General features: G+C 72.5%; 15 protein-coding genes and 1 pseudogene. 8 read left to right on the forward strand and 8 right to left on the reverse strand.

What is annotated here, in order from left to right; translation table 11 throughout:
• Nucleotides 1-17: 17 nt before the first annotated feature.
• From GGE06_RS22205 to GGE06_RS22220, 4 genes are all read right to left on the reverse strand, one after another.
• Entirely contained in the window at nt 18-1,142 is a 1,125-nt protein-coding gene (locus tag GGE06_RS22205) for a GuaB3 family IMP dehydrogenase-related protein (RefSeq protein WP_086828596.1), read from the reverse strand.
• 105 nt (nt 1,143-1,247) lie between these two features.
• Nucleotides 1,248-2,750, reverse strand: a complete 1,503-nt coding sequence (gene guaB / locus GGE06_RS22210) for an IMP dehydrogenase (RefSeq protein WP_116159298.1) — start codon at nt 2,748-2,750, stop codon at nt 1,248-1,250.
• Nucleotides 2,751-2,890: 140 nt separating this feature from the next.
• Nucleotides 2,891-3,493: a sigma-70 family RNA polymerase sigma factor gene (locus tag GGE06_RS22215; protein WP_030211429.1), complete on the reverse strand. Its 603-nt coding sequence runs from the start codon at nt 3,491-3,493 to the stop codon at nt 2,891-2,893.
• A gap of 243 nt (nt 3,494-3,736) precedes the next feature.
• A complete protein-coding gene (locus tag GGE06_RS22220; protein WP_003948568.1) occupies nt 3,737-4,348 on the reverse strand; it encodes a response regulator transcription factor in 612 nt (203 codons plus the stop codon).
• Between the two features lie 442 nt (nt 4,349-4,790).
• Here GGE06_RS22220 and GGE06_RS22225 point away from each other — a divergent pair, with 442 nt between their 5' ends.
• Nucleotides 4,791-5,138 (forward strand): WhiB family transcriptional regulator, encoded by a 348-nt coding sequence (locus GGE06_RS22225; protein ID WP_116159299.1) that lies wholly within the window; start codon nt 4,791-4,793, stop codon nt 5,136-5,138.
• 90 nt (nt 5,139-5,228) lie between these two features.
• Here GGE06_RS22225 and GGE06_RS22230 read toward each other — a convergent pair whose 3' ends face one another.
• Complete coding sequence (locus GGE06_RS22230; protein WP_116159300.1) at nt 5,229-6,122, reverse strand: LysR family transcriptional regulator; 894 nt, start codon at nt 6,120-6,122, stop codon at nt 5,229-5,231.
• 80 nt (nt 6,123-6,202) lie between these two features.
• On the opposite strand from GGE06_RS22230, the gene GGE06_RS22235 reads away from it, so the two are divergent.
• Both GGE06_RS22235 and GGE06_RS22240 read left to right on the forward strand, forming a co-directional pair.
• Entirely contained in the window at nt 6,203-6,877 is a 675-nt protein-coding gene (locus GGE06_RS22235) for an MOSC domain-containing protein (protein WP_184931537.1), read from the forward strand.
• Between the two features lie 61 nt (nt 6,878-6,938).
• On the forward strand, nt 6,939-7,712 hold the full coding sequence (locus GGE06_RS22240; protein WP_116159302.1) for an SDR family NAD(P)-dependent oxidoreductase: 774 nt from the start codon (nt 6,939-6,941) through the stop codon (nt 7,710-7,712).
• Between the two features lie 286 nt (nt 7,713-7,998).
• Here GGE06_RS22240 and GGE06_RS22245 read toward each other — a convergent pair.
• Together GGE06_RS22245 and GGE06_RS22250 are read right to left on the reverse strand one after the other, a co-directional pair.
• A pseudogene (locus tag GGE06_RS22245) lies at nt 7,999-8,969 on the reverse strand (RNA-guided endonuclease InsQ/TnpB family protein).
• A 30-nt stretch (nt 8,970-8,999) separates the two neighbouring features.
• Complete coding sequence (locus tag GGE06_RS22250) at nt 9,000-10,850, reverse strand: DUF2264 domain-containing protein (protein WP_116159304.1); 1,851 nt, start codon at nt 10,848-10,850, stop codon at nt 9,000-9,002.
• A 178-nt stretch (nt 10,851-11,028) separates the two neighbouring features.
• Here GGE06_RS22250 and GGE06_RS22255 point away from each other — a divergent pair, with 178 nt between their 5' ends.
• The 5 genes from GGE06_RS22255 to GGE06_RS22275 all read left to right on the forward strand — a co-directional run bounded on the left by GGE06_RS22255 (nt 11,029) and on the right by GGE06_RS22275 (nt 16,380).
• Nucleotides 11,029-12,126: a substrate-binding domain-containing protein gene (locus tag GGE06_RS22255; protein WP_184931538.1), complete on the forward strand. Its 1,098-nt coding sequence runs from the start codon at nt 11,029-11,031 to the stop codon at nt 12,124-12,126.
• A 102-nt stretch (nt 12,127-12,228) separates the two neighbouring features.
• Nucleotides 12,229-13,545 carry an ABC transporter substrate-binding protein gene (locus GGE06_RS22260; RefSeq protein WP_116159306.1) on the forward strand — a complete coding sequence of 439 codons (1,317 nt, stop codon included), beginning with the start codon at nt 12,229-12,231 and terminating at the stop codon, nt 13,543-13,545.
• A 4-nt stretch (nt 13,546-13,549) separates the two neighbouring features.
• Complete coding sequence (locus tag GGE06_RS22265) at nt 13,550-14,494, forward strand: carbohydrate ABC transporter permease (protein ID WP_116159307.1); 945 nt, start codon at nt 13,550-13,552, stop codon at nt 14,492-14,494.
• A complete protein-coding gene (locus GGE06_RS22270; RefSeq protein ID WP_184931539.1) occupies nt 14,491-15,342 on the forward strand; it encodes a carbohydrate ABC transporter permease in 852 nt (283 codons plus the stop codon). The genes GGE06_RS22265 and GGE06_RS22270 overlap by 4 nt, the downstream gene beginning before the upstream one ends.
• 18 nt (nt 15,343-15,360) lie before the next feature.
• Entirely contained in the window at nt 15,361-16,380 is a 1,020-nt protein-coding gene (locus GGE06_RS22275) for a hydroxyacid dehydrogenase (protein WP_116159309.1), read from the forward strand.
• Here GGE06_RS22275 and GGE06_RS22280 read toward each other — a convergent pair.
• Entirely contained in the window at nt 16,357-19,842 is a 3,486-nt protein-coding gene (locus tag GGE06_RS22280; protein WP_184931540.1) for a hypothetical protein, read from the reverse strand. The genes GGE06_RS22275 and GGE06_RS22280 overlap by 24 nt on opposite strands.
• Nucleotides 19,843-19,890: the final 48 nt, after the last annotated feature.

Genomic DNA, 19,890 nt, shown 5'->3' on the forward strand with positions numbered 1-19,890 from the left:
CTGTCGGATCCGTACGGTCAGCGCTTGTGCTGCGCGTCCGCGACCGTGACCTCGACGCGCTGGAACTCCTTGAGCTCGCTGTAGCCCGTGGTGGCCATCGCGCGGCGCAGGGCGCCGAAGAAGTTCATCGAGCCGTCCGGGATGTGCGACGGGCCCGCGAGGATCTCCTCGGTGGTGCCGACGATGCCCAGGTCGACCAGCTTGCCGCGCGGCACGTCCTCGTGGACGGCCTCCATGCCCCAGTGGTGGCCCTTGCCGGGCGCGTCCGTGGCACGGGCCAGCGGGGAGCCCATCATGACGGCGTCGGCGCCGCAGGCGATGGCCTTCGGGAGGTCGCCGGACCAGCCCACGCCGCCGTCGGCGATGACGTGCACGTACCGGCCGCCGGACTCGTCCATGTAGTCGCGGCGGGCCGCGGCCACGTCGGCGACCGCGGTCGCCATCGGGACCTGGATGCCCAGGACGTTACGGGTGGTGTGCGCGGCGCCGCCGCCGAAGCCGACCAGGACACCGGCCGCGCCGGTGCGCATCAGGTGCAGGGCCGCGGTGTACGTGGCGCAGCCGCCGACGATGACCGGGACGTCGAGCTCGTAGATGAACTGCTTCAGGTTCAGCGGCTCGGCCGCGCCCGAGACGTGCTCGGCGGAGACCGTCGTGCCGCGGATGACGAAGATGTCCACGCCGGCGTCGACGACGGCCTTCGAGAACTGGGCGGTGCGCTGCGGGGAGAGCGCGGCGGCGGTGACGACACCGGAGTCGCGCACCTCCTTGATGCGCTGCCCGATCAGCTCTTCCTTGATCGGGGCGGCGTAGATCTCCTGCAGACGGCGCGTCGCGGTCGCCTCGTCCAGTTCGGCGATCTCGTCGAGGAGCGGCTGCGGGTCCTCGTACCGGGTCCAGAGACCCTCCAGGTTCAGGACGCCCAGGCCGCCCAGCTCGCCGATCCGGATGGCGGTCTGCGGCGAGACGACCGAGTCCATCGGGGCGGCCAGGAACGGCAGCTCGAAGCGGTAGGCGTCGATCTGCCAGGCGATCGAGACCTCCTTCGGGTCCCGGGTGCGCCGGCTCGGGACGACGGCGATGTCGTCGAACGCGTACGCCCTGCGGCCGCGCTTGCCGCGCCCGATCTCGATCTCAGTCACGATGTGTGGCCTTTCCCTCTACGTCTGCGCCTACCAGTATCCCCGACACAAGCGTGAGGGGCGGCTCCGGCCACATGCCGGAACCGCCCCCACGGTCGCGCTGCGTTACTTCCTGCTGTAGTTCGGCGCCTCGACCGTCATCTGGATGTCGTGCGGGTGGCTCTCCTTGAGGCCCGCCGAGGTGATCCGGACGAAGCGGCCGTTCGCCTGGAGCTCCGGCACCGTGCGCCCGCCGACGTAGAACATCGACTGGCGCAGACCGCCCACCAGCTGGTGGACGACGGCCGAGAGCGGGCCGCGGTAGGGCACCTGGCCCTCGATGCCCTCGGGGACGAGCTTCTCGTCGGAGGCGACGCCCTCCTGGAAGTAGCGGTCCTTGGAGAAGGAGCGCTGCTCGCCGCGGGACTGCATGGCGCCGAGCGAGCCCATGCCGCGGTACGACTTGAACTGCTTGCCGTTGATGAAGAGCAGCTCGCCCGGGGACTCCTCGCAGCCCGCGAGCAGCGAGCCGAGCATCACCGTGTCGGCGCCGGCGACGAGGGCCTTCGCGATGTCGCCGGAGTACTGCAGACCGCCGTCGCCGATGACCGGGACGCCGGCCGCCTTGGCGGCGAGGGAGGCCTCGTAGATCGCGGTGACCTGCGGGACGCCGATGCCGGCGACCACGCGGGTGGTGCAGATGGAGCCCGGGCCGACACCGACCTTGATGCCGTCGACACCGGCGTCGATCAGCGCCTGGGCGCCGTCGCGGGTGGCGACGTTTCCGCCGATGACGTCGACCGAGGAGTTCGACTTGATCTTGGCGACCATGTCGCCGACCAGGCGGGAGTGGCCGTGCGCGGTGTCGACGACGATGAAGTCGACGCCCGCCTCGATGAGGGCCTGGGCGCGCTCGTACGCGTCACCGGCGACACCGACGGCGGCGCCGACGAGCAGCCGGCCTTCCTTGTCCTTGGCGGCGTTCGGGTACTTCTCGGCCTTGACGAAGTCCTTGACCGTGATGAGGCCCTTGAGGAGGCCCGCCTCGTCGACCAGCGGCAGCTTCTCGATCTTGTGGCGGCGCAGCAGCTCCATGGCGTCCACGCCGGAGATGCCGACCTTGCCGGTGACCAGCGGCATCGGGGTCATGACCTCGCGCACCCGGCGGTCGCGGTCCGACTCGAAGGCCATGTCGCGGTTGGTGACGATGCCGAGGAGCTTCCCGGCCGGGTCGGTCACCGGGACGCCGCTGATGCGGAACTTGGCGCAGATCGCGTCGGCCTCGGCGAGCGTCGCGTCCGGGTGGACCGTGATCGGGTCGGTCACCATGCCGGACTCGGAGCGCTTCACCAGGTCGACCTGGTTGGCCTGGTCGGCGATGGAGAGGTTGCGGTGCAGCACACCGACACCGCCCTGTCGCGCCATGGCGATCGCCATGCGGGACTCGGTGACCTTGTCCATCGCGGCGGAGAGGAGCGGGATGTTCACCCGCACGTTCTTCGAGATGTACGAGGCGGTGTCGATCTGGTCGGGCGCCATGTCGGACGCGCCGGGCAGAAGCAGCACGTCGTCGTAGGTCAGCCCGAGTGTCGCGAATTTCTCGGGCACTCCGTCGACGTTGGCAGTCATGACACCTTCCCAAATGGCCTTGATCGGTGCGGGATGTCCATGCTAACGGGCTGGAGCGGTGTCTCATTCCACGAGCAAGATCACCGGGAAGCTTTGGACGTTCACACGTGTACGAAAGGGATGACCGAGCCCGGCAAGGCTTACTGCTCGGCCAGTGCGCGCAGCCGGCTGAGGGCGCGGTGCTGCGCGACCCGGACGGCGCCGGGGGACATGCCGAGCATCTGCCCGGTCTCCTCGGCGGTCAGCCCGACCGCGACCCGCAGCACGAGCAGCTCGCGCTGGTTCTCCGGGAGGTTGGCGAGCAGCTTCTTGGCCCACTCGGCGTCATCGCTGAGCAGGGCCCGCTCCTCGGGACCGAGGGAGTCGTCGGGCCGCTCGGGCATCTCGTCGGAGGGGACGGCCGTGGACCCCGGGTGCCGCATGGCGGCCCGCTGGAGGTCGGCGACCTTGTGCCCGGCGATGGCGAAGACGAAGGCCTCGAAGGGCCTGCCCGTGTCCTTGTAGCGCGGCAGCGCCATCAGGACGGCGACGCAGACCTCCTGCGCCAGGTCCTCGACGAAGTGCCGGGCGTCGCCGGGCAGCCGGTTGAGGCGGGTGCGGCAGTACCGCAGGGCGAGCGGGTGGACGCGCGCGAGCAGGTCGTGGGTGGCCTGCGCGTCGCCGTCGACCGCGCGGTGCACGAGCGCGCCGATCTCCCCCTGCCCGGCAGGCATGGGGGAACCCACGGTCTCGTCGTCGCGCATCGCTCCATGGTGCCCCGACGCCTCTCGGTTCGCGGCACCGCGTCCGTAGTTGTGCACCGAAGCGTTATGAGCAGGTGCGCCGGCACTCATCTCCCGCGCCCTCCCCTCCCGCTCGATCGACTCGTCCCCGAGGAACTCCACATCTCAAGGATGCGGCATTCCGCGGGGAAGTGACACAAGCCCACCCCGTCCACCCCACGACGGACGCGGGTGAGGACGGGGAGACGGCAGGTGACCTGCGATTCAGCGGACCAGACCCCAGCGGAATCCGAGCGCCACGGCGTGCGCCCGGTCGGACGCGCCGAGCTTCTTGAAGAGGCGCCGGGCGTGGGTCTTGACCGTGTCCTCGGAGAGGAAGAGCTCGCGCCCGATCTCCGCGTTGGACCGGCCGTGGCTCATGCCTTCGAGGACCTGGATCTCGCGCGCGGTGAGGGTGGGCGCGGCGCCCATCTCGGCCGAGCGGAGGCGGCGGGGGGCGAGCCGCCAGGTCGGGTCGGCGAGGGCCTGCGTGACCGTGGCCCGCAGTTCGGCGCGCGAGGCGTCCTTGTGCAGGTAGCCACGGGCACCCGCGGCGACCGCGAGCGCGACGCCGTCGAGGTCCTCGGCGACCGTGAGCATGATGATGCGGGCGCCGGGGTCCGCGGAGAGCAGCCGGCGGACGGTCTCCACGCCGCCCAGGCCGGGCATGCGTACGTCCATCAGAATCAGGTCCGAGCGGTCCGCGCCCCAGCGGCGGAGGACTTCCTCGCCGTTGGCCGCGGTGGTCACGCGCTCGACGCCGGGCACGGTCGCGACCGCGCGGCGGAGCGCCTCTCGGGCAAGCGGGGAGTCGTCGCAGACGAGGACGGATGTCATGCCTGACCTCCGCGGCTCTCGCAGCTGTTGCGCGTCACCTTGAGCCTCCAGGGCTGTACGTATCGTCACCTGTGCGGTTGACGCTCTCGGACATGTGCCCGATCGCTTCTTCCTTCAACCGCCTCGCAACTCTCAACGACGGTCACTCGAAAGAGTTACGGGTCGGACGGCGGCTTCGGCACTCTACGTGAGGAGTCGTGCGCGGAGGAGAGTGTCGCAGGTCGTTCGTCCCAACATCAAAAGCTATGCCCCATTTAGCTGGTTTTCTTCCCTTTTCGCAGTGTCTGTGACTAGATTCGCAATGAGTCATATTTACATCTACTTCGACAGTAGATGTAGCTACCCGACCGCCACCCGACCCGCCGGGACCCCAGGAGCCCCGGCCATCAGCCATCCACCCGCCCACCTATCCGTTCGACACGGTTTCAAGGGGACAAGCGCAATGGCAGATTTCTCCCGCCTTCCCGGACCCAACGCCGATCTGTGGGACTGGCAACTCCTCGCGGCCTGCCGCGGAGTCGACAGCTCCCTGTTCTTCCACCCCGAGGGAGAGCGCGGCGCGGCACGGAGTGCGCGTGAGAACTCGGCGAAAGAGGTCTGCATGCGGTGCCCGGTGCGCGCGGAGTGCGCGGCACACGCACTCGCCGTGCGGGAGCCCTACGGCGTATGGGGCGGCCTCACCGAGGACGAACGCGAAGAACTCATGGGACGCGCGCGCAATCGCCTGGTCACGACGGCACCGACGGCCGCATCGGTCGCGTCGGCAGCGTCCATCGTGGAGCGTATGTGAAGGAACGTTTCCTCAACGTGCACATGAACTGAAGACTCACGCGCCCGCGCGCGTCACGACCACGTGTCGCGTCGCTACGCGACCCCGTGTCTACGCGCGCGTGGCGGCGCGGATCAGCTCGTCGAGCGTGGCGGCCACGGCCGGCACCTGGGCGAGGTCCGGCAGCGTCAGGGCCACGATCTCCCGCTCCACGGCCGGCTCCACGGCCACCGTCCGCGCGCCCTTGGGCCGTACGGACTCGATGGCCAGCTCCGGCAGGACGGCGACGCCCAGACCGGCGCCCACCAGGCCCACCACGGCCGGGTAGTCGTCGGTGGCGAAGTCGATGCGGGGCGTGAAGCCGGCCTCCTCGCAGACGTCGACGAGCTGGCGGCGGCAGCGCGGGCAGCCCGCGATCCAGGACTCGTCCGCGAGCTCCCCGATGCCGACCGCCCCGGCGTCGGCGAGCCGGTGCCCCTCGGGCACCAGGCCGACGAGCCGGTCGGCGAGGAGCGGGCGGACCACCAGGTCGTCCCACTCGGCCTGCCCGGCCCCGTAGCGGAACGCCAGGGCGATGTCGCAGTCGCCCTCGCGGAGCATCTCGATCGAGCGCGGCGGTTCGGCCTCGACGAGGGAGACCCGGGTCCCGGGGTGCGCGGCCCGCAGCGCGGCCAGCGCGGTCGGCACGAGCGTGGAGCTGCCGCTCGGGAAGGAGACCAGCCGGACGCGGCCCGCCCGGAGCCCGGCGATGGCGGCGACCTCCTCCTCGGCGGCGGTGAGCCCGGCGAGGATGCCGGAGGCGTGGCGCACCAGGACCTCGCCGGCCTGGGTGAGGCGCATCTCGCGTCCCGTACGGATCAGCAGCGGCGTGCCGGCGGAGGCTTCGAGCGCCTTCATCTGCTGGCTGACGGCGGGCTGGGTGCAGCCCAGTTCGCGCGCGGCGGCCGAGAAGGAGCCCGTGGCGGCGACGGCGCGCAGGACGCGGAGGTGGCGGGCCTCGATCATGCGTCCAGCATAAGCGACTCTTGGGTGAAGCAGCCCGTTCTCGCGTGCGCCTTTGAGATCGTCCCGCCTACAGTGCCCGCATGACCTTGCTGAGTGTGAATGTGGGCCGGGCCGAGCCCTTGGAGTACACCGACGCCGCCTCGGGGATGACGGGCATCGACAAGCGTCCGGTGGAGGGGCCCGTACGGATCGAGGCGCCCGGAGCGCCCGGCGTCGGGGCGAGCGGGGTCGCCGGGGACGCGGTCTGCGACCTGCGCTTCCACGGCGGGAACGACCGGGCCGCGTACGCCTTCGCCCGGGAGGACATGGACCTGTGGGAGCGGGAGCTCGGCCGCGAACTGGCCAACGGCTCCTTCGGCGAGAACCTCACCACGCGGGGCCTCGACGTGAACGGGGCGCTGATCGGCGAGCGGTGGCGGATCGGCGAGGAGGTGGTCCTGGAGGTGACCGGCGGCCGCATCCCGTGCCGTACGTTCGCCGGCTTCGTCGAGGAGAAGGGCTGGGTGAAGCGGTTCACGCAGTCGGAGGCCGGTCCCGGCGCGCTGCTGCGGGTGATCGTGCCGGGCGAGGTGAAGGCCGGCGACCCGATCACCGTGCTGCACCGGCCGGACCACGACATCACCGTGGCGCGCCTGCACCGCGCCGCGACCACCGAACGCGACCAGCTGCCCGCCATGTTGGCCGCCGCCGAGTGGATGGAGTCGGGGCTCCTCGCGCTCGCCCGCCGGTACAAGGAGAAGTACGCCTCGTCGTAGCGGCGGGAGCGGGCGCCCGGGAGCCCGGTCGGGCCCGGAGGACAGGCACTAGGTTGCCCGTATGACGACTGCACTGATTACGGGCGCCACCGCGGGCATCGGGGCCGCCTTCGCACGGAGACTGGCGGCGGACGGCCACGACGTCGTGCTCGTGGCCAGGGACGTGAAGCGGCTGCGCGAGCAGGCGACCGAACTGCACGACCGGCACGGCGTCGAGGCCGAGGTGCTGGCGGCGGACCTCTCCGAGGAGAAGGGCATCGCCGCCGTCGAGGCCCGGCTCTCGGACCCGAAGCAGCCGGTGGACATGCTGGTGAACAACGCGGGCTTCGGCAACAAGGGCCGTTTCCTCGAAGTCTCCATGGCCGACGAGCTGAAGATGCTGACGGTGCACTGCGAGGCGGTGCTGCGGCTGACCTCGGCGGCGGCCACCTCGATGAAGGGCCGCCGCCGGGGCGCCGTCGTGAACGTCGCCTCGGTGGCGGCCTTCCTGCCCCGCGGGACCTACGGCGCCTCGAAGGCCTGGGTCGTGCAGTTCACCCAGGGCGCGGCGCGGGACCTCGCGGGCAGCGGGGTGCGTCTGATGGCGCTCTGCCCCGGCTTCGTACGGACCGAGTTCCACGAGCGGGCCGGGATGGGCACGGACAACATCCCGGGCTGGATGTGGCTCGACGCGGACAAGCTGGTGGCGGCGGCGCTCACCGACCTGGAGCGGGGGCGGACGCTGTCGATCCCGGACCCCCGCTACAAGGCCCTCATGGGTGTGGTGAAGCTGGCGCCGCGCGGCCTGCTCGGCGGGGTCTCCTCCAAGGCGGGCCGCAAGTACGGTCCGCAGTAGCCCTGGTTCACGCCCTCCCCTTCTCCTTCGTACGCGCCGATCGTCGGAGCCGCCGTCGCCGACACGGCGTTTCCGAACCAGTCCCTGCCGCCGTTGTCCGCGATGAGCGTGCCGGCGGACAGGGCGGGGGAGCCGGCGGCGAGCCGCAGGTCGGGCAGGAGCAGCGGATCGGCGTCGAGGCCGCCCGGGTCGGGGCGGGTCATCGTGATGCCGTGGAAGAGGTTGTACGAGAAGGACAGCCCGGGGAGCGGCGGGTTCTTGAAGGCTTGACTTCCGCTCCCCGCCGCTAAAGGGCGGGGATTCCTACCACGGCCGGTCGGCCGTCTCGGTGGGTTCCTGCTTCTTCGCGCTGTGCCGGGACCTGGGGCCCCGGTCTTACCTGCGCTCCACAGGCTGTCACCGCCGGTCCGGCGGCCTTGGCGATGTTGACCGCCGCGTTGATGTCCCGGTCCAGGACGGTTCCGCAGCCCCGGCATGTCCAGACGCGGATGTGCAGGGGTTTGGGGCCGTCCTTGGTGCCGCACACGCAGCAGACCTGGCTGGTGGGTTCGAAGCGTCCGATCCTGAGGAAGGTCCGGCCGTACAGGGCGGCCTTGTACTCCAGCATCGCGACGAACGCGGCCCATCCGGCGTCGTGGACGGACTTGGCCAGACGCGTGCGGGCGAGTCCCTTCACCGCCAGATCCTCCACCGCCACCGCCTGGTTCTCGCGGATGATCTTCGTGGAGAGCTGATGGTGGAAGTCACGCCGTGCATCGGCCACCCGCGTGCGCACGAGCGACCTTGATGCGGGCCTTGCCCCGGTTGTTCGACCCCTTCACCTTGCGGCTCAGGTCCTTCTGGGCCTTCTTGAGCCTCTTCTCCGCCCGGGGTGATCCTCCACCGGGCGTTCGCGGTGAACCGGACCGCCTGTCGGTTGTCCCGCTTGGACTTGAACCGCGGCGCACCCGTCTGCGGGCGCTTGCCCTTCAGGCCGTCGAAGAAGTTCCGGTACGCGGTGTCCAGGTCCCGCAACGACTGCTGGAGGACCACGGCGGACACCTCGCCGAGCCAGACACGCTCGACGGTCTTCTTCGCCTCGGTGATCAGCAGCTTCGACAGCTCTCCGGCCTTCGGGAACGGGGCTCCCTCGGCGCGGGCGGTCTCACGGGCACGCAGCGCGTCGTTGAAAACCACCCGAGCACACCCGAACGCCCTCGCCGGCGCCGCACGCTGCGGACCGTTCGGGTACAGACGGAAGCCGTACCGAAGCTGCACGCCGATCACCGTCCTGCAGTTGACTTTCGGCTAGGCATCAGAACATTCGCGCGAGTTGATACTGGCCCGGGCTTCGAGGTCGAGCTGTGCGGTGGTGCCGTTCTGCCAGGTCACGGTGAGCGTGTGGGGGCCGGTGACGTGGACGTTCGCGAGGTCGGACACGGGTGCGGGGTCGGGTTCGGCGGTGAGGGAGGCGAGGGCGACGAAGAGCGTCGCGGGGCCGCTCGTGGTGCCGTGCAGGGCGAGGGTGCGGGTCCCCGGGCCCTGCAGGGTTTCCCCGGTGGGGAGTTCCCCGGCGTCCGGCCGGTAGCCGTGGACCGGGTGGAGCTGGGCGTGCGGTCCTTCGGGGGTGACGGCCCAGCCCGTCTGGCGTACGGGGGTCCCCTCCGGGGCGCCGAGGACCAGGTGGGCGCGGAGTTCGGCGCGGCCGTGGGCGAGGGTCGCGGAGAGGACCCGGACGCCGGGCAGCGGGTGGTGGAGGGAGACGGCCCGGTCGGGGCCGGTGCCGAGGGGGACGGCGGGGCCGCGGGTGGTGGCCTTCCCGTCGACGAGCAGGGCGAAGTGGTTGTCGGCCGCGGCGGTCCCCGTACTGGGTCCCGTACGGGTGGAGTAGGCGTGGCGGGCGTAGCCGGGGTCGTCCTCCTCGCCGGGCGCGCTGTGGACGTGGTTGCTGCCGTGGTTGTGGAGGCGTACGAGCCCGTCGGCGGCGGTGGTCTGGACGAGCAGCCCGGCGGGGGCGAAGGCGCGGACGGTGTCGGCGCGTTCGGCGGGCAGGGGTTCCTCGGGGTCGGTCCAGGCGGGGTGGTCGGCGGGCAGGAGGAGGCCGAGGAAGCCCTTGGAGGCCCAGTAGGGGGAGCCGGGTCCCGAGTACTCCTGGACGAGCGGCGGGTACGGGCCGTGCCAGCCGAGGGTGAGGAGGCCGCGCTCGTCGGTGGCGCCGCGCCCCTCGCCGGGTTCGAGGAAGTACCGCAGGGTGCCGGAGGCGAGGCGGCGGGTGGCGCCGGGGGTGAGCGGGGTGTGGCCGGTGAGGGTGCCGAGCCAGGGGGCGGCGGCCGCGGCGAAGCGGTAGATCAGGGACCGCCCGTACGGGACGGGGGCGCCGTCGGCGTCGAAGAGGTGGACGTAGTCGTCGAGGTGGGCGCGGAGGCGGGGCCCGTAGGTGTCGAGGAGCCGCCGGTCGCCGGCGAGGTGGGCGTGGAGGGCGGGGTAGAAGTGCAGGGCCCAGGCGTTGTAGTGGTCGAAGGCGCGGTTGTCGCCGTCGCTGTACCAGCCGTCGCCGAGGTACCAGTCCTCGACGCGGGCGAGGGAGCGGTCGATCGTGGCGGCGGCGCGGTCGGTCTCGATGCCGGCGTCCTGGAGGAAGCCGGCGACGGTGAGGCCGAAGAGCCACCAGTTGTTGTCGACGGGGGACGGTGCGAGGGCGGGGCGGAGCCAGTCGGCGACCTGCTGCCGGGTGCGGTCGTCGAGGCGGTCCCAGAGCCAGGGGCGGGTGAGGCGGAGGCCGAGGGCGACCGAGGCGGATTCGACGACCGCCTGGCGGGTGTCGGCCATCAGGGGCCAGGACTCCCGGTCCTCCCGTCCCGGCTCCTCGGTGCCGGCGGCGAGGCCCTCGGCGTACCGGTCGAGGTGGCCGTGGGGGTCCTCGCCGTGGGCGCCCGCGACGCGGAGGGCGGCGAGGAGGAAGGTGCGGGCCCAGCCCTCCAGGCCGTCGGAGCGGGGGCCCGACCAGCTGGGGCGGGGGCCGGGGAGGTCGACGAGGCCGCGCCTCGGGGAGGCGAACGGGCGGACGTCCAGGAGGAGTCGGTCGGCCGCGTTCTCCCAGTGGGCACGGGTCCAGCCGGTGTACGGGCTGAGCTCACGGTTCTCGGGCGGCGTGGGCATGATGCTCCCTGGGGCTCCGTGCGATGACGTCTGCGTCGCCGTCCGCATCGCCGGGAATCCTGGACAGACTCCGATCGATCGTCAAGAGAATCGGAGCGAATGATCGAAACTTCTGCCATTCGATCATTCCTGGAGCTAGGCTCGACGAACCACCACCACCGCGAGGGGGAACCGCGCCGTGCGCGAGAGTGCTGCCGAACGACACGACCGACTGCTGGCCCTGGTGCGCGAGCGCGGCACCGCCCGCGTCTCCGAACTGGCCGAACGCCTCGGGGTCTCCCCCGTCACCGCCCGCCGGGACGTCGAGGTCCTGGCCGGCCGGGGCCTGCTCGACCGGGTGCACGGCCAGGTCTCCTGGCCCCGGCGGGGGGCCGGGCCCGGCGGCGGCCGCCCCGGCGAGGGCCTGGTCCTCGGGCTGCTCGCCCCCTCCGCCACGTACTACTTCGCCGAGGTCATCCGGGGGGCGCACGAGGCGGCGGCCCGCGCCGGGGCGCGGCTCGTGCTGCGGATCTCCGACTACCGGCCGGAGGAGGACCGGGCCCGCACCGAGGGCCTCCTCGCGGCGGGCGCCGAGGGCGTCCTCGTCGCGCCGGGCTGGCGGGGGCCCGAGGACCGGCTCGCGTACGGGGACTGGCTGGCCGAACTGCCCGTGCCGACCGTGCTCCTGGAGCGCCGCGCCGAGCCCGGCAGCCCGCTCGACGGCCTGGACCGGGTCTCCTCCGACCACGCCCACGGGGTACTGCTCGCCCTGCGCCATCTGCTCTCGCTCGGCCACGCGACCCCGCTGCTCGTGGCCCGCCGGGACTCCCCGACCGCGCTCGCGGTGCGCGCGGGCTACGCCGAGGCGCTGGGCACGCTGGGCCTGAAGGAGCCGCGCCCGGTCATCGACTCCGTACCGGCCGAGGCGGATCCGGAGGGCTTCGAGCGGGCGGTGCGGGCGCTGCACGAGGCCGTCGGCTCGGGCCTGGCGAGCGCGGCCCTGGTCCACAACGACGTGGACGCGATCGAGATCGTGCAGCGCCTGGCCGAGCTGGGCGTGCGGGTGCCGCAGGACCTGGCCCTGATCGCGTACGACGACGAGGTCGCCGCCCTCGCCGACACCCCGCTGACGGCGGTCGCCCCGCCGAAGCGCCAGGTGGGCCGGCACGCCATGGAACTCCTGGTGGAGCGGCTCACGGAGGGGCCCGGGGAGGAGTCGGCGCGGCGGCATCTGAGCCTGCTGCCGCGGCTGCGCGTGCGGGCCTCGTGCGGGGCGGGCACGACACCCATAGTTTGATCTTTTTTCGATCAATCAATCTTTCGCTCTTGACTTCGGTCATGAACGGTCACAGGATCACGGCCACAACCTCCCAGCCGCCCCGCCCTCAGGAGCCGTGCCGTGACCCGTACTTGGAGCAGAACGTCCCGCGTCATAGCCGGCACCGCCACCGCCCTCGCCGTCCTCACGGCCTGCGGCGGCGGCGGTGACGACACATCGAGCAAGCCCGACGGGCCCGTGACCATCACCTTCTGGGGCTGGGCCAAGGGCTCCAAGGACGTCGTGGACGCCTTCAACGCCTCCCACAAAGACATCCAGGTGAAGTTCGAGGAGATCCCCTCCGGCACCGCCGGCGGCTACGCCAAGATCTCCAACGCCGTGAAGGCGGGCAACGCCCCCGACCTGGTCTCCATCGAGTACGCCTCGCTCCCCGAGTTCGTGAGCTCCGGCGCCCTCCAGGACATCGGCGACCAGTTCACCGAGGCCGACCGCGCCAAGCTCCTCCCGCAGTCCGTCGAACTCACCACCCTCGGCGGGAAGTCCTGGGCCGTCCCCTTCGACGCCGCCCCGCAGGCCTTCTTCTACCGCAAGGACCTCTTCGCCAAGTACAAGGTGAACGTCCCCACCACCTGGGACGCCTTCAAGAAGGCCGCCGAGCAGGTCAAGAAGGCCGACGCCAAGGCCCGCATCGCCACCTTCTTCCCCGACGACCCGACCACCTTCGAGGCCATGGCCTGGCAGGCCGGCGCCCAGTGGTTCAAGGCCGAGAACGACACCTGGAAGATCGACACCACCGACCCGGCCACCACCAAGGTCACCGCCTACTGGCAGGGCCTCCTCGACGCCGACCTCGTCCACAAGGACGCCTCCTTCAGCCCCGAGTGGGTCGGCTCCCTCAAGAACGGCACCACCATCGGCTACCTCGGCGCCTCCTGGGGCGCGGGCGTCCTCAAGGGCAACGTCCCCGAGCTGAGCGGCAAGTGGGCCGTCGCCCCCGTCCCCACCTGGGACGGCAAGCCCGCCAGCGGCATGCTCGGCGGAACGTCCTTCGCCGTCACCAAGGACAGCAAGCAGAAGGCCGCCGCGGTCACCTTCGCCGAGTGGATGTCCACCACCGAGGAGGGAGTGAAGGCCCGGATCGCCTCCGGCACCTCCTCCGCCTTCCCCGCCGCCGCGTCCCTGCGCCCGGTCGCCAAGAAGGCCTTCGACGCGAGCTACTACGGCGGCGAGGACATCTACGCCCTCTTCGAGGCCGCCGGCGCCTCCATCAACCCCAACTGGGCCTGGGGCCCGACCACCGGCACCACCAACACCGCGATCAAGGACCGGTTCGGCAAGATCGCCCAGGGCGGCCCGACCCTCGCCGACGCCGTCAAGGCCGGCCACGACGCCACCGTCGCCGAACTCACCAAGCGCGGCCTGAAGGTCGAGGGCTGACCGGATGAAGGCCCGCACCCGCGCCGCCACACTTCTGCTGACCCCCTTCTTCGTCCTGTTCACCGCGGTGATGGTGGTGCCGATCGGATACGCGGTCTGGCTCAGCCTCTTCACCGAGAAGCAGTCCGGACTGGGTTTCGGCGGCACCGAGACCGTCTTCACCGGACTCGACAACTACACGGCGGCGCTGGGTGACCGGGCCTTCGTCGAGGGCTTCGGCGTCCTGCTCGGGTACTGCCTGCTCTACATCCCGCTGCTGCTCGCCGGGGCCCTCGGCCTCGCCCTCCTGCTCGACTCGGCGCTCGCCCGCGCCCGCCGCTTCTTCCAGCTCGCGCTCTTCCTGCCGCACGCCGTGCCCGGCATCATCGCCGCCCTGATCTGGGTCTACCTCTACACGCCCCAGCTCAGCCCGGTCGTGCAGGCCATGGACGCCGGAGGCATCGGCTTCGACTTCTTCTCCCCCGAAGGCACCCTGCCCTCCGTCGTCAACATCGCCCTGTGGGAGTGGCTCGGCTACAACATGGTCATCTTCTACGCCGCCCTCCAGGCCATCGACCGCTCCGTCCTCGAAGCCGCCACCGTCGACGGCGCGAGCGCCTGGCGCATCGCCTTCTCCATCAAGGTCCCGCTCATCAGGTCCTCGCTCGCGATGGTCGGCCTCTTCACGATCATCGGCTCCCTCCAGCTCTTCACCGAGCCGCTCATCCTCAACAAGGGCACCGGCTCCGCCGTCACCTCCACCTGGACGCCGAACATGTACGCGTACACCGCGGCCTTCGACCGCAACGACTACGGACTCGCCGCGGCGGCCTCCGTGCTCCTCGCCCTGACGGCGGCGCTGCTCTCCTTCGCGGTGACGCGCCTGACGGGCCGCCGCAAGGCGGGCACGGCGAGCGCGGCGGCCCCCGCGCCCAAGCCGAGCCGGGCACGGAAGGAGCAGCCGGCATGAGCAACCGCTCTCCGAACCGATGGCTCTCCAAGACGGCCGTCAACGGCGCCCTGGTCCTGGCCGTCGTCTACATGCTCTTCCCGCTGGTCTGGCTGCTCACCGCCGCCACCAAGGACGCCGGAGGCCTCCTCGCCGGAGACGCCTTCTCCTTCGAGGGCTTCGACCTCGGCGGCAACCTCTCCCGGATCGCCGCGTACAACGACGGCATCTACTTCCGCTGGTACGCCAACAGCCTCCTCTACGCGGGCCTCGGCGCCCTCGCCTGCTCCCTGATCAGCGTCGCCGCCGGATACGCCTTCCACGTCTACGACTTCCGGGGCAAGGAGAAGCTCTTCGGCCTCGTCCTCCTGGGCGTGCTCGTCCCCACCACCGCGCTCGCCCTGCCGATGTACCTCCTGGCCAGCGAGGTCGGCATCGTCAACACCTACTGGGCCGTCCTGATCCCGGTCCTCGTCAACCCCTTCGGGGTCTACCTCTCCCGCGTCTTCTGCGCCGGCTACATCCCCGACGAGGCCCTCGAAGCCGCCCGTATCGACGGAGCCGGCGAGATGCGCGTCTTCTGGTCCATCGGCCTGCGCATGGTCATGCCCGGCTTCGTGACCGTCTTCCTCTTCCAGTTCACCGCCGTCTGGAACAACTTCTTCCTCCCCCTGGTGATGCTCTCGGACCAGAAGCTCTACCCGCTGAGCCTCGGCCTGTACGCATGGAACAGCAACGCCCACGCCGAACCCGACTACTACCCCCTCGTCGTCACCGGATCCCTGCTCGCCGTCGTCCCCCTCGTCATCGCCTTCGTCTCCCTCCAGCGCCACTGGAAGGCCGGTCTGACGGCCGGCAGCGTCAAGTGAGGAAGGCCGGTATCCACGATGCACCCGACCACTGACAACCGCCCGAACCTCCTGCTGGCGATGGGCCCCGGGGTGGCCGACCGCCTCCTCACGGACACCCACCGCACCCGCCTGGCCCGACTCACCCACACCGACCCCCACCTGGTGGCCCACGACCTGACGGCCCCCGACCCCCGGGTCGCCGCCGCGCTCGCCGAGGCCGAGATCCTCCTGACCTGCTGGGGGGCGACCCCGCTGACGGCCGAGGTCCTGGCCCGGGCCCCACGGCTCAAGGCCGTCGTCCACGCGGCGGGCTCCGTCAAGCACCACATCACCGACGCGTGCTGGGACCGCGGCCTGCGCGTCACCTCGGCCGCCGGGGCCAACGCGCTGCCGGTCGCGGAGTACACGCTGGCGGCGATCCTCCTCGCCGGGAAGCGGGTGCTGCGCTCGGCCCAGCGGTACGCCGAACTCCGCACCGACGACGCCTGGCTCACGGAATCCGCCCCCTGGGGCAACTACCGCCGCACGATCGGCATCGTCGGCGCCTCCCGCATCGGCCGCCGGGTCGTCGACCTGCTCCGCCCCTTCGACGTCGACGTCCTCCTGTACGACCCGTACGTGACGACCCCGCCGCCCGGCACGGAACTGACCGACCTCGACGAGCTCTGCGCCCGCAGCACGGTCGTCTCGATCCACGCGCCGCAACTCCCGTCCACGCACCACATGATCGGCCCGGCGCAGCTCGCCGCGATGCGCGCCGGCACCACCCTGATCAACACGGCCCGGGGCTCCCTGGTCGACGAGGAAGCCCTCCTCCCCCACCTCGTCACGGGCCGCCTCCACGCGATCCTCGACGTCACGGACCCGGAACTCCCCGCCCCGGACTCCCCCCTGTGGACCCTCCCGAACGTCCTCCTCACCCCCCACGTCGCCGGCTCCCTGGGCAACGAACTCCACCGGATGGCGGACCAGGCCGTCGAAGAGGTCGCCCGGTACGGACGCGGCGAACCCTTCCTGGAGGAGGTCCGAGCCTCAGACCTCCAGCGCTCGGCGTAGCCGCGCCGCCTCTTCCAGGACCAGGGGTACGGTCTCGGGCGCGCGCCCCAGGACGGCGGGCAGCGCCTCGAACCAGGGCCCGAGGTGCAGGGCGAGCGCGGTGAGCCGGCGGGCGGCGGCCGGGTCCGGGTGTTCCGCCGCCAGGACGGTGTACCCGCCCGCGCACGCCGGCCCCAGGTGGTGCAGCCCGGCGAGCAGCGCCTCGGCGTGGTCGAACCGCCCGGCGCGGGCGAGGTCCACGGCGACCGCGAGCAGCCCTCGCTCCGCGAGGTCGGGCGGCAGGGTACGGACGAGCCGCACCGCCCGGTCGTACTCCCCGGCGACGACCCAGGCCCCCGGCAGGTCCGAGGGCTGCTCGCGTCCGTACCCCATGGACCACGCGCGCGTGGCCGTCGCCAACAGCTCCGCCGCCTCCGCCCGCCGCCCCAGAGCGAGCTGGGCGCGGACCACGTCCGGCAGCATGACCGCCGTGACCGCGACCTGCTCCCGGGCCGCCTCCACCGCCCGGTCCAGACGGCCGGCGGCCTCCGCCGCGCGGCCCTGCCCGTCGAGCGCGAGGGCCAGCCGGGCCGACACCACGGCGACCAGCGCCCCGTCGGAGAGCCGCTCCAGGAGCGTCCCGGCCCGACGGGTGTCGCCCGTGTCCGCGTACGCCACGGCCCCGGCCGCGACGACCTCGTCGCCGTGCTGCTGCTGGATCAGCCGCTCGGCGTACGCGGAGGTGCCCTCGGTGATCAGCGCCGTGACGATCCACGCGAGGAGCCACGTCTCCTCCCCGGCTCCCGCCCACACATGCGCCTCGGCATGGCCCGGCCGCCCCGCCACGAGCAGCGCCGCCACCAGGTCCGCCTCCTCGTGATCCTCATGGGGCCCGTCCGGCGGGAAGGCGTCGAGCAGATCCAGCGCCTCCGCCCGCAGGCCCGCCGCCGCCAGCGCCCGCGCCGTCCGCGCGAGCCGCACCGCCGTGACGCGCCGGGGCGGTCTGCGGGCCGCCTCTTCCGCCGAGAGCAGCAGCGCACGCGCCTCGGCCGTGCGCCCCGCGTCGTGCAGCGCCTCGGCCGCCGCACCGACCAGGGGGGCGGTGAGCTGCGCCTCCTCGACGAGCCGGGTCCACCTCCCGACGGACGCGAGCGCCCGCTCGGCCTCGCCCCGCTCGATCCAGCGCCGCGCCCAGACGCCGAGCACCGCGAACCCGCGCCGGCTGACGGACATCAGACCGGCGAGTTCCTCGTCGTCGTCCGGCTCCCGGCGCGCGAGGTGCGCCTCCGCGAGGCTCTCCCAAAAGCCCTCCTGGTCCCTCATCAGACCCAGGTAGCCCAGCTCCCGGGCCGCTTCGAGGTCCCCGGCGTCGAGCCTGACCCGGGCGAAGCGCAGCACCGCGCGCTCGACGTCCTGGGTGTCCAGTGCGTCGACGAGCGCCCAGGCCTCGTACCAGTCCCCCGCCCGGGCGAACGCGGCGGCGAGCGCCACCGTGTCGTCCGCGCCGAACGGCCCGTGCCGGGGCACGCGCGCGCGTGCCCTCTCGCCGACCGCGACCAGCGCCTCGACCAACTCGCCGCGCAGCCCGCCCTCTTCCTCCTGGGGCTCCGTCGCCTCCCACTCCCGCAGGCCCTCGGCGAGCAGCGCTCCCGCACCGGGCAGGACGGCCGCCCTGAGTAGCACCACGGCCCGGACCGCCCGGTTCGGGTCCGGTTCCCGCGCGGCGCGGGCCGCCTCCTCCGCCCGGCCGGCGGCGGCCAGGAGCCGTACCGTCTCCGTGCGCGCCCCGGCCCGCAGCCGGGGGTCCGGCTCGGCGCGTACGAGGCCGAGGGCCCGCTCGTCCTCCCCCGCCGCGCGGAACGCGCGGATCAGGGCGGTCAGCGGCCCGGACCGGGCCGGCTCGCCGCCGATCCGGCGGAGCCGGCGCTCCGCCCGGTCAAGGGCGCCGAGGGCGACCAGCGCCCCGGCCACCGCGGCGGCCGCCGCGTCCCGTCGGCCGGCCTCGCGGTCCCGCAGGGCGAGCGCCTCCGCCTCGTCGACCAGCGCGGCGGCCCGCTCCCGCTCCCCCCGTTCGAGCAGCTTCAGCGCGACCGCGCACAGCGCTACGGCCGCCCGCTCGTCGCCCGGCGCGCGGGCCAGGGCCACCGCCCGGTCCACCTCGCCGACGGCCGCCCACCCGGCAGCCAGCTCCGGCGGGATGAGGCCGCCGCGCTGTTCGAGCCGGTCCCGCCGGACCGCGAGCCGCAGCATCGCGCCGGCCGGGCCCGGCGCGTCGCCGCGAGCGAGGACCGCCTCCGAAGCCGTCCGCACCTCCGTGAGCGCGGCCCCGTCGCCACCCGTCGCCGCCAGCATCCGGTCATGCCGTACGACGTCGAGCGCACAGTCGGTCAACCGGTCGACGTCCCCGGCCTCGCGGAGCATCGGCACATAGCCGCGCAGCAGATAGCCGGGCGTTCCCTCCGGCCAGCCCCGGGCCCGCCATTCGTTCGCCCAGTCGTGCAACACCGCGCGCCGCCGGGCGAGTTCGCGGGCGCCGAGCATCTCCCGTGCCCGGGCGGCCAGTTCCTCGTGGGCGAGGAGGTAGGCCCCGTCCCGTACGGCGAACGTCCGCCCCGGGCCCGTACGGAGGACGTCCGCGACCCGGTACGGGACGTCGCCGGTCAGCTCCACCAGGTCGTCCGCCGTCAGACCGCCGCCGGCCGCCGTGACCAGGGCCAGCAGCTCGTACGGGAGTCCGCTGCCCTCCAGGAGCCGCTTCAGCTCCCGCTCGGCCTCAACCCGGATCGCGCGGGCGGAGGGCGACGGGGAGAGGATCCGTACGATCGCGGGGTCCCGGAGGGGATGGTCCTCGGGGACGTCGGCCGGGACGGGCGGGTTCGGCCGGCCGGAGACGAGGACCGGCAGGTCGTACGGGAGGAGCGCGGCGATCGAGTGGGCGTCGGGCCCGGTCGTCACTCCCCGGTCCTCGTCGAGGCCGTCGACCAGGAGGACGAGTCGCTCCCCCCGTCCGGCGCAGGCGCGGGCGGCCGTCCCGTACAGATGCAGCAGTCGGGCATGGCGGGTCGCGGCCGGGAGGAACGGGGGCAGCGGTTCGCCGGCCAGTTCGGCGAGTTGTTCCAGGACGACGTCGACGTACGCGGTGGCGTCGTTCTGCGCGCCCCAGCGGGCGGTGACGAAGAAGGGCACGATCCGTACGCCGGGCGGCGGGTGGAGGGCGAACCAGGACAGCAGGGCCGTCTTCCCGGCCCAAGCGTCGGCCCGCCACCACCGATAGCCGTCCCCCGAGCGGCAAAAGGCGGCCAGCTCCGCCAGCTCCTCTTCTCTGTCGAGGAGTTCACCGGGGGCGATACGACGGACCTGTTCGCCGTACACCGAGCGGACCGGCGGCACGACGACGTTCACGACCCGGTTGCCTTCGCCTATCACGACGACACCCGACTCGTTGTGCACCGTGAGGTGCCGCTCGGACCCCCGCTCCACCATGACCCCATGCTGCCAGGGCATCCCGGCTTCCCGGACCTAGACTGGAAG

Source organism: Streptomyces nymphaeiformis (assembly GCF_014203895.1).
Lineage (GTDB): Bacteria > Actinomycetota > Actinomycetes > Streptomycetales > Streptomycetaceae > Streptomyces > Streptomyces nymphaeiformis.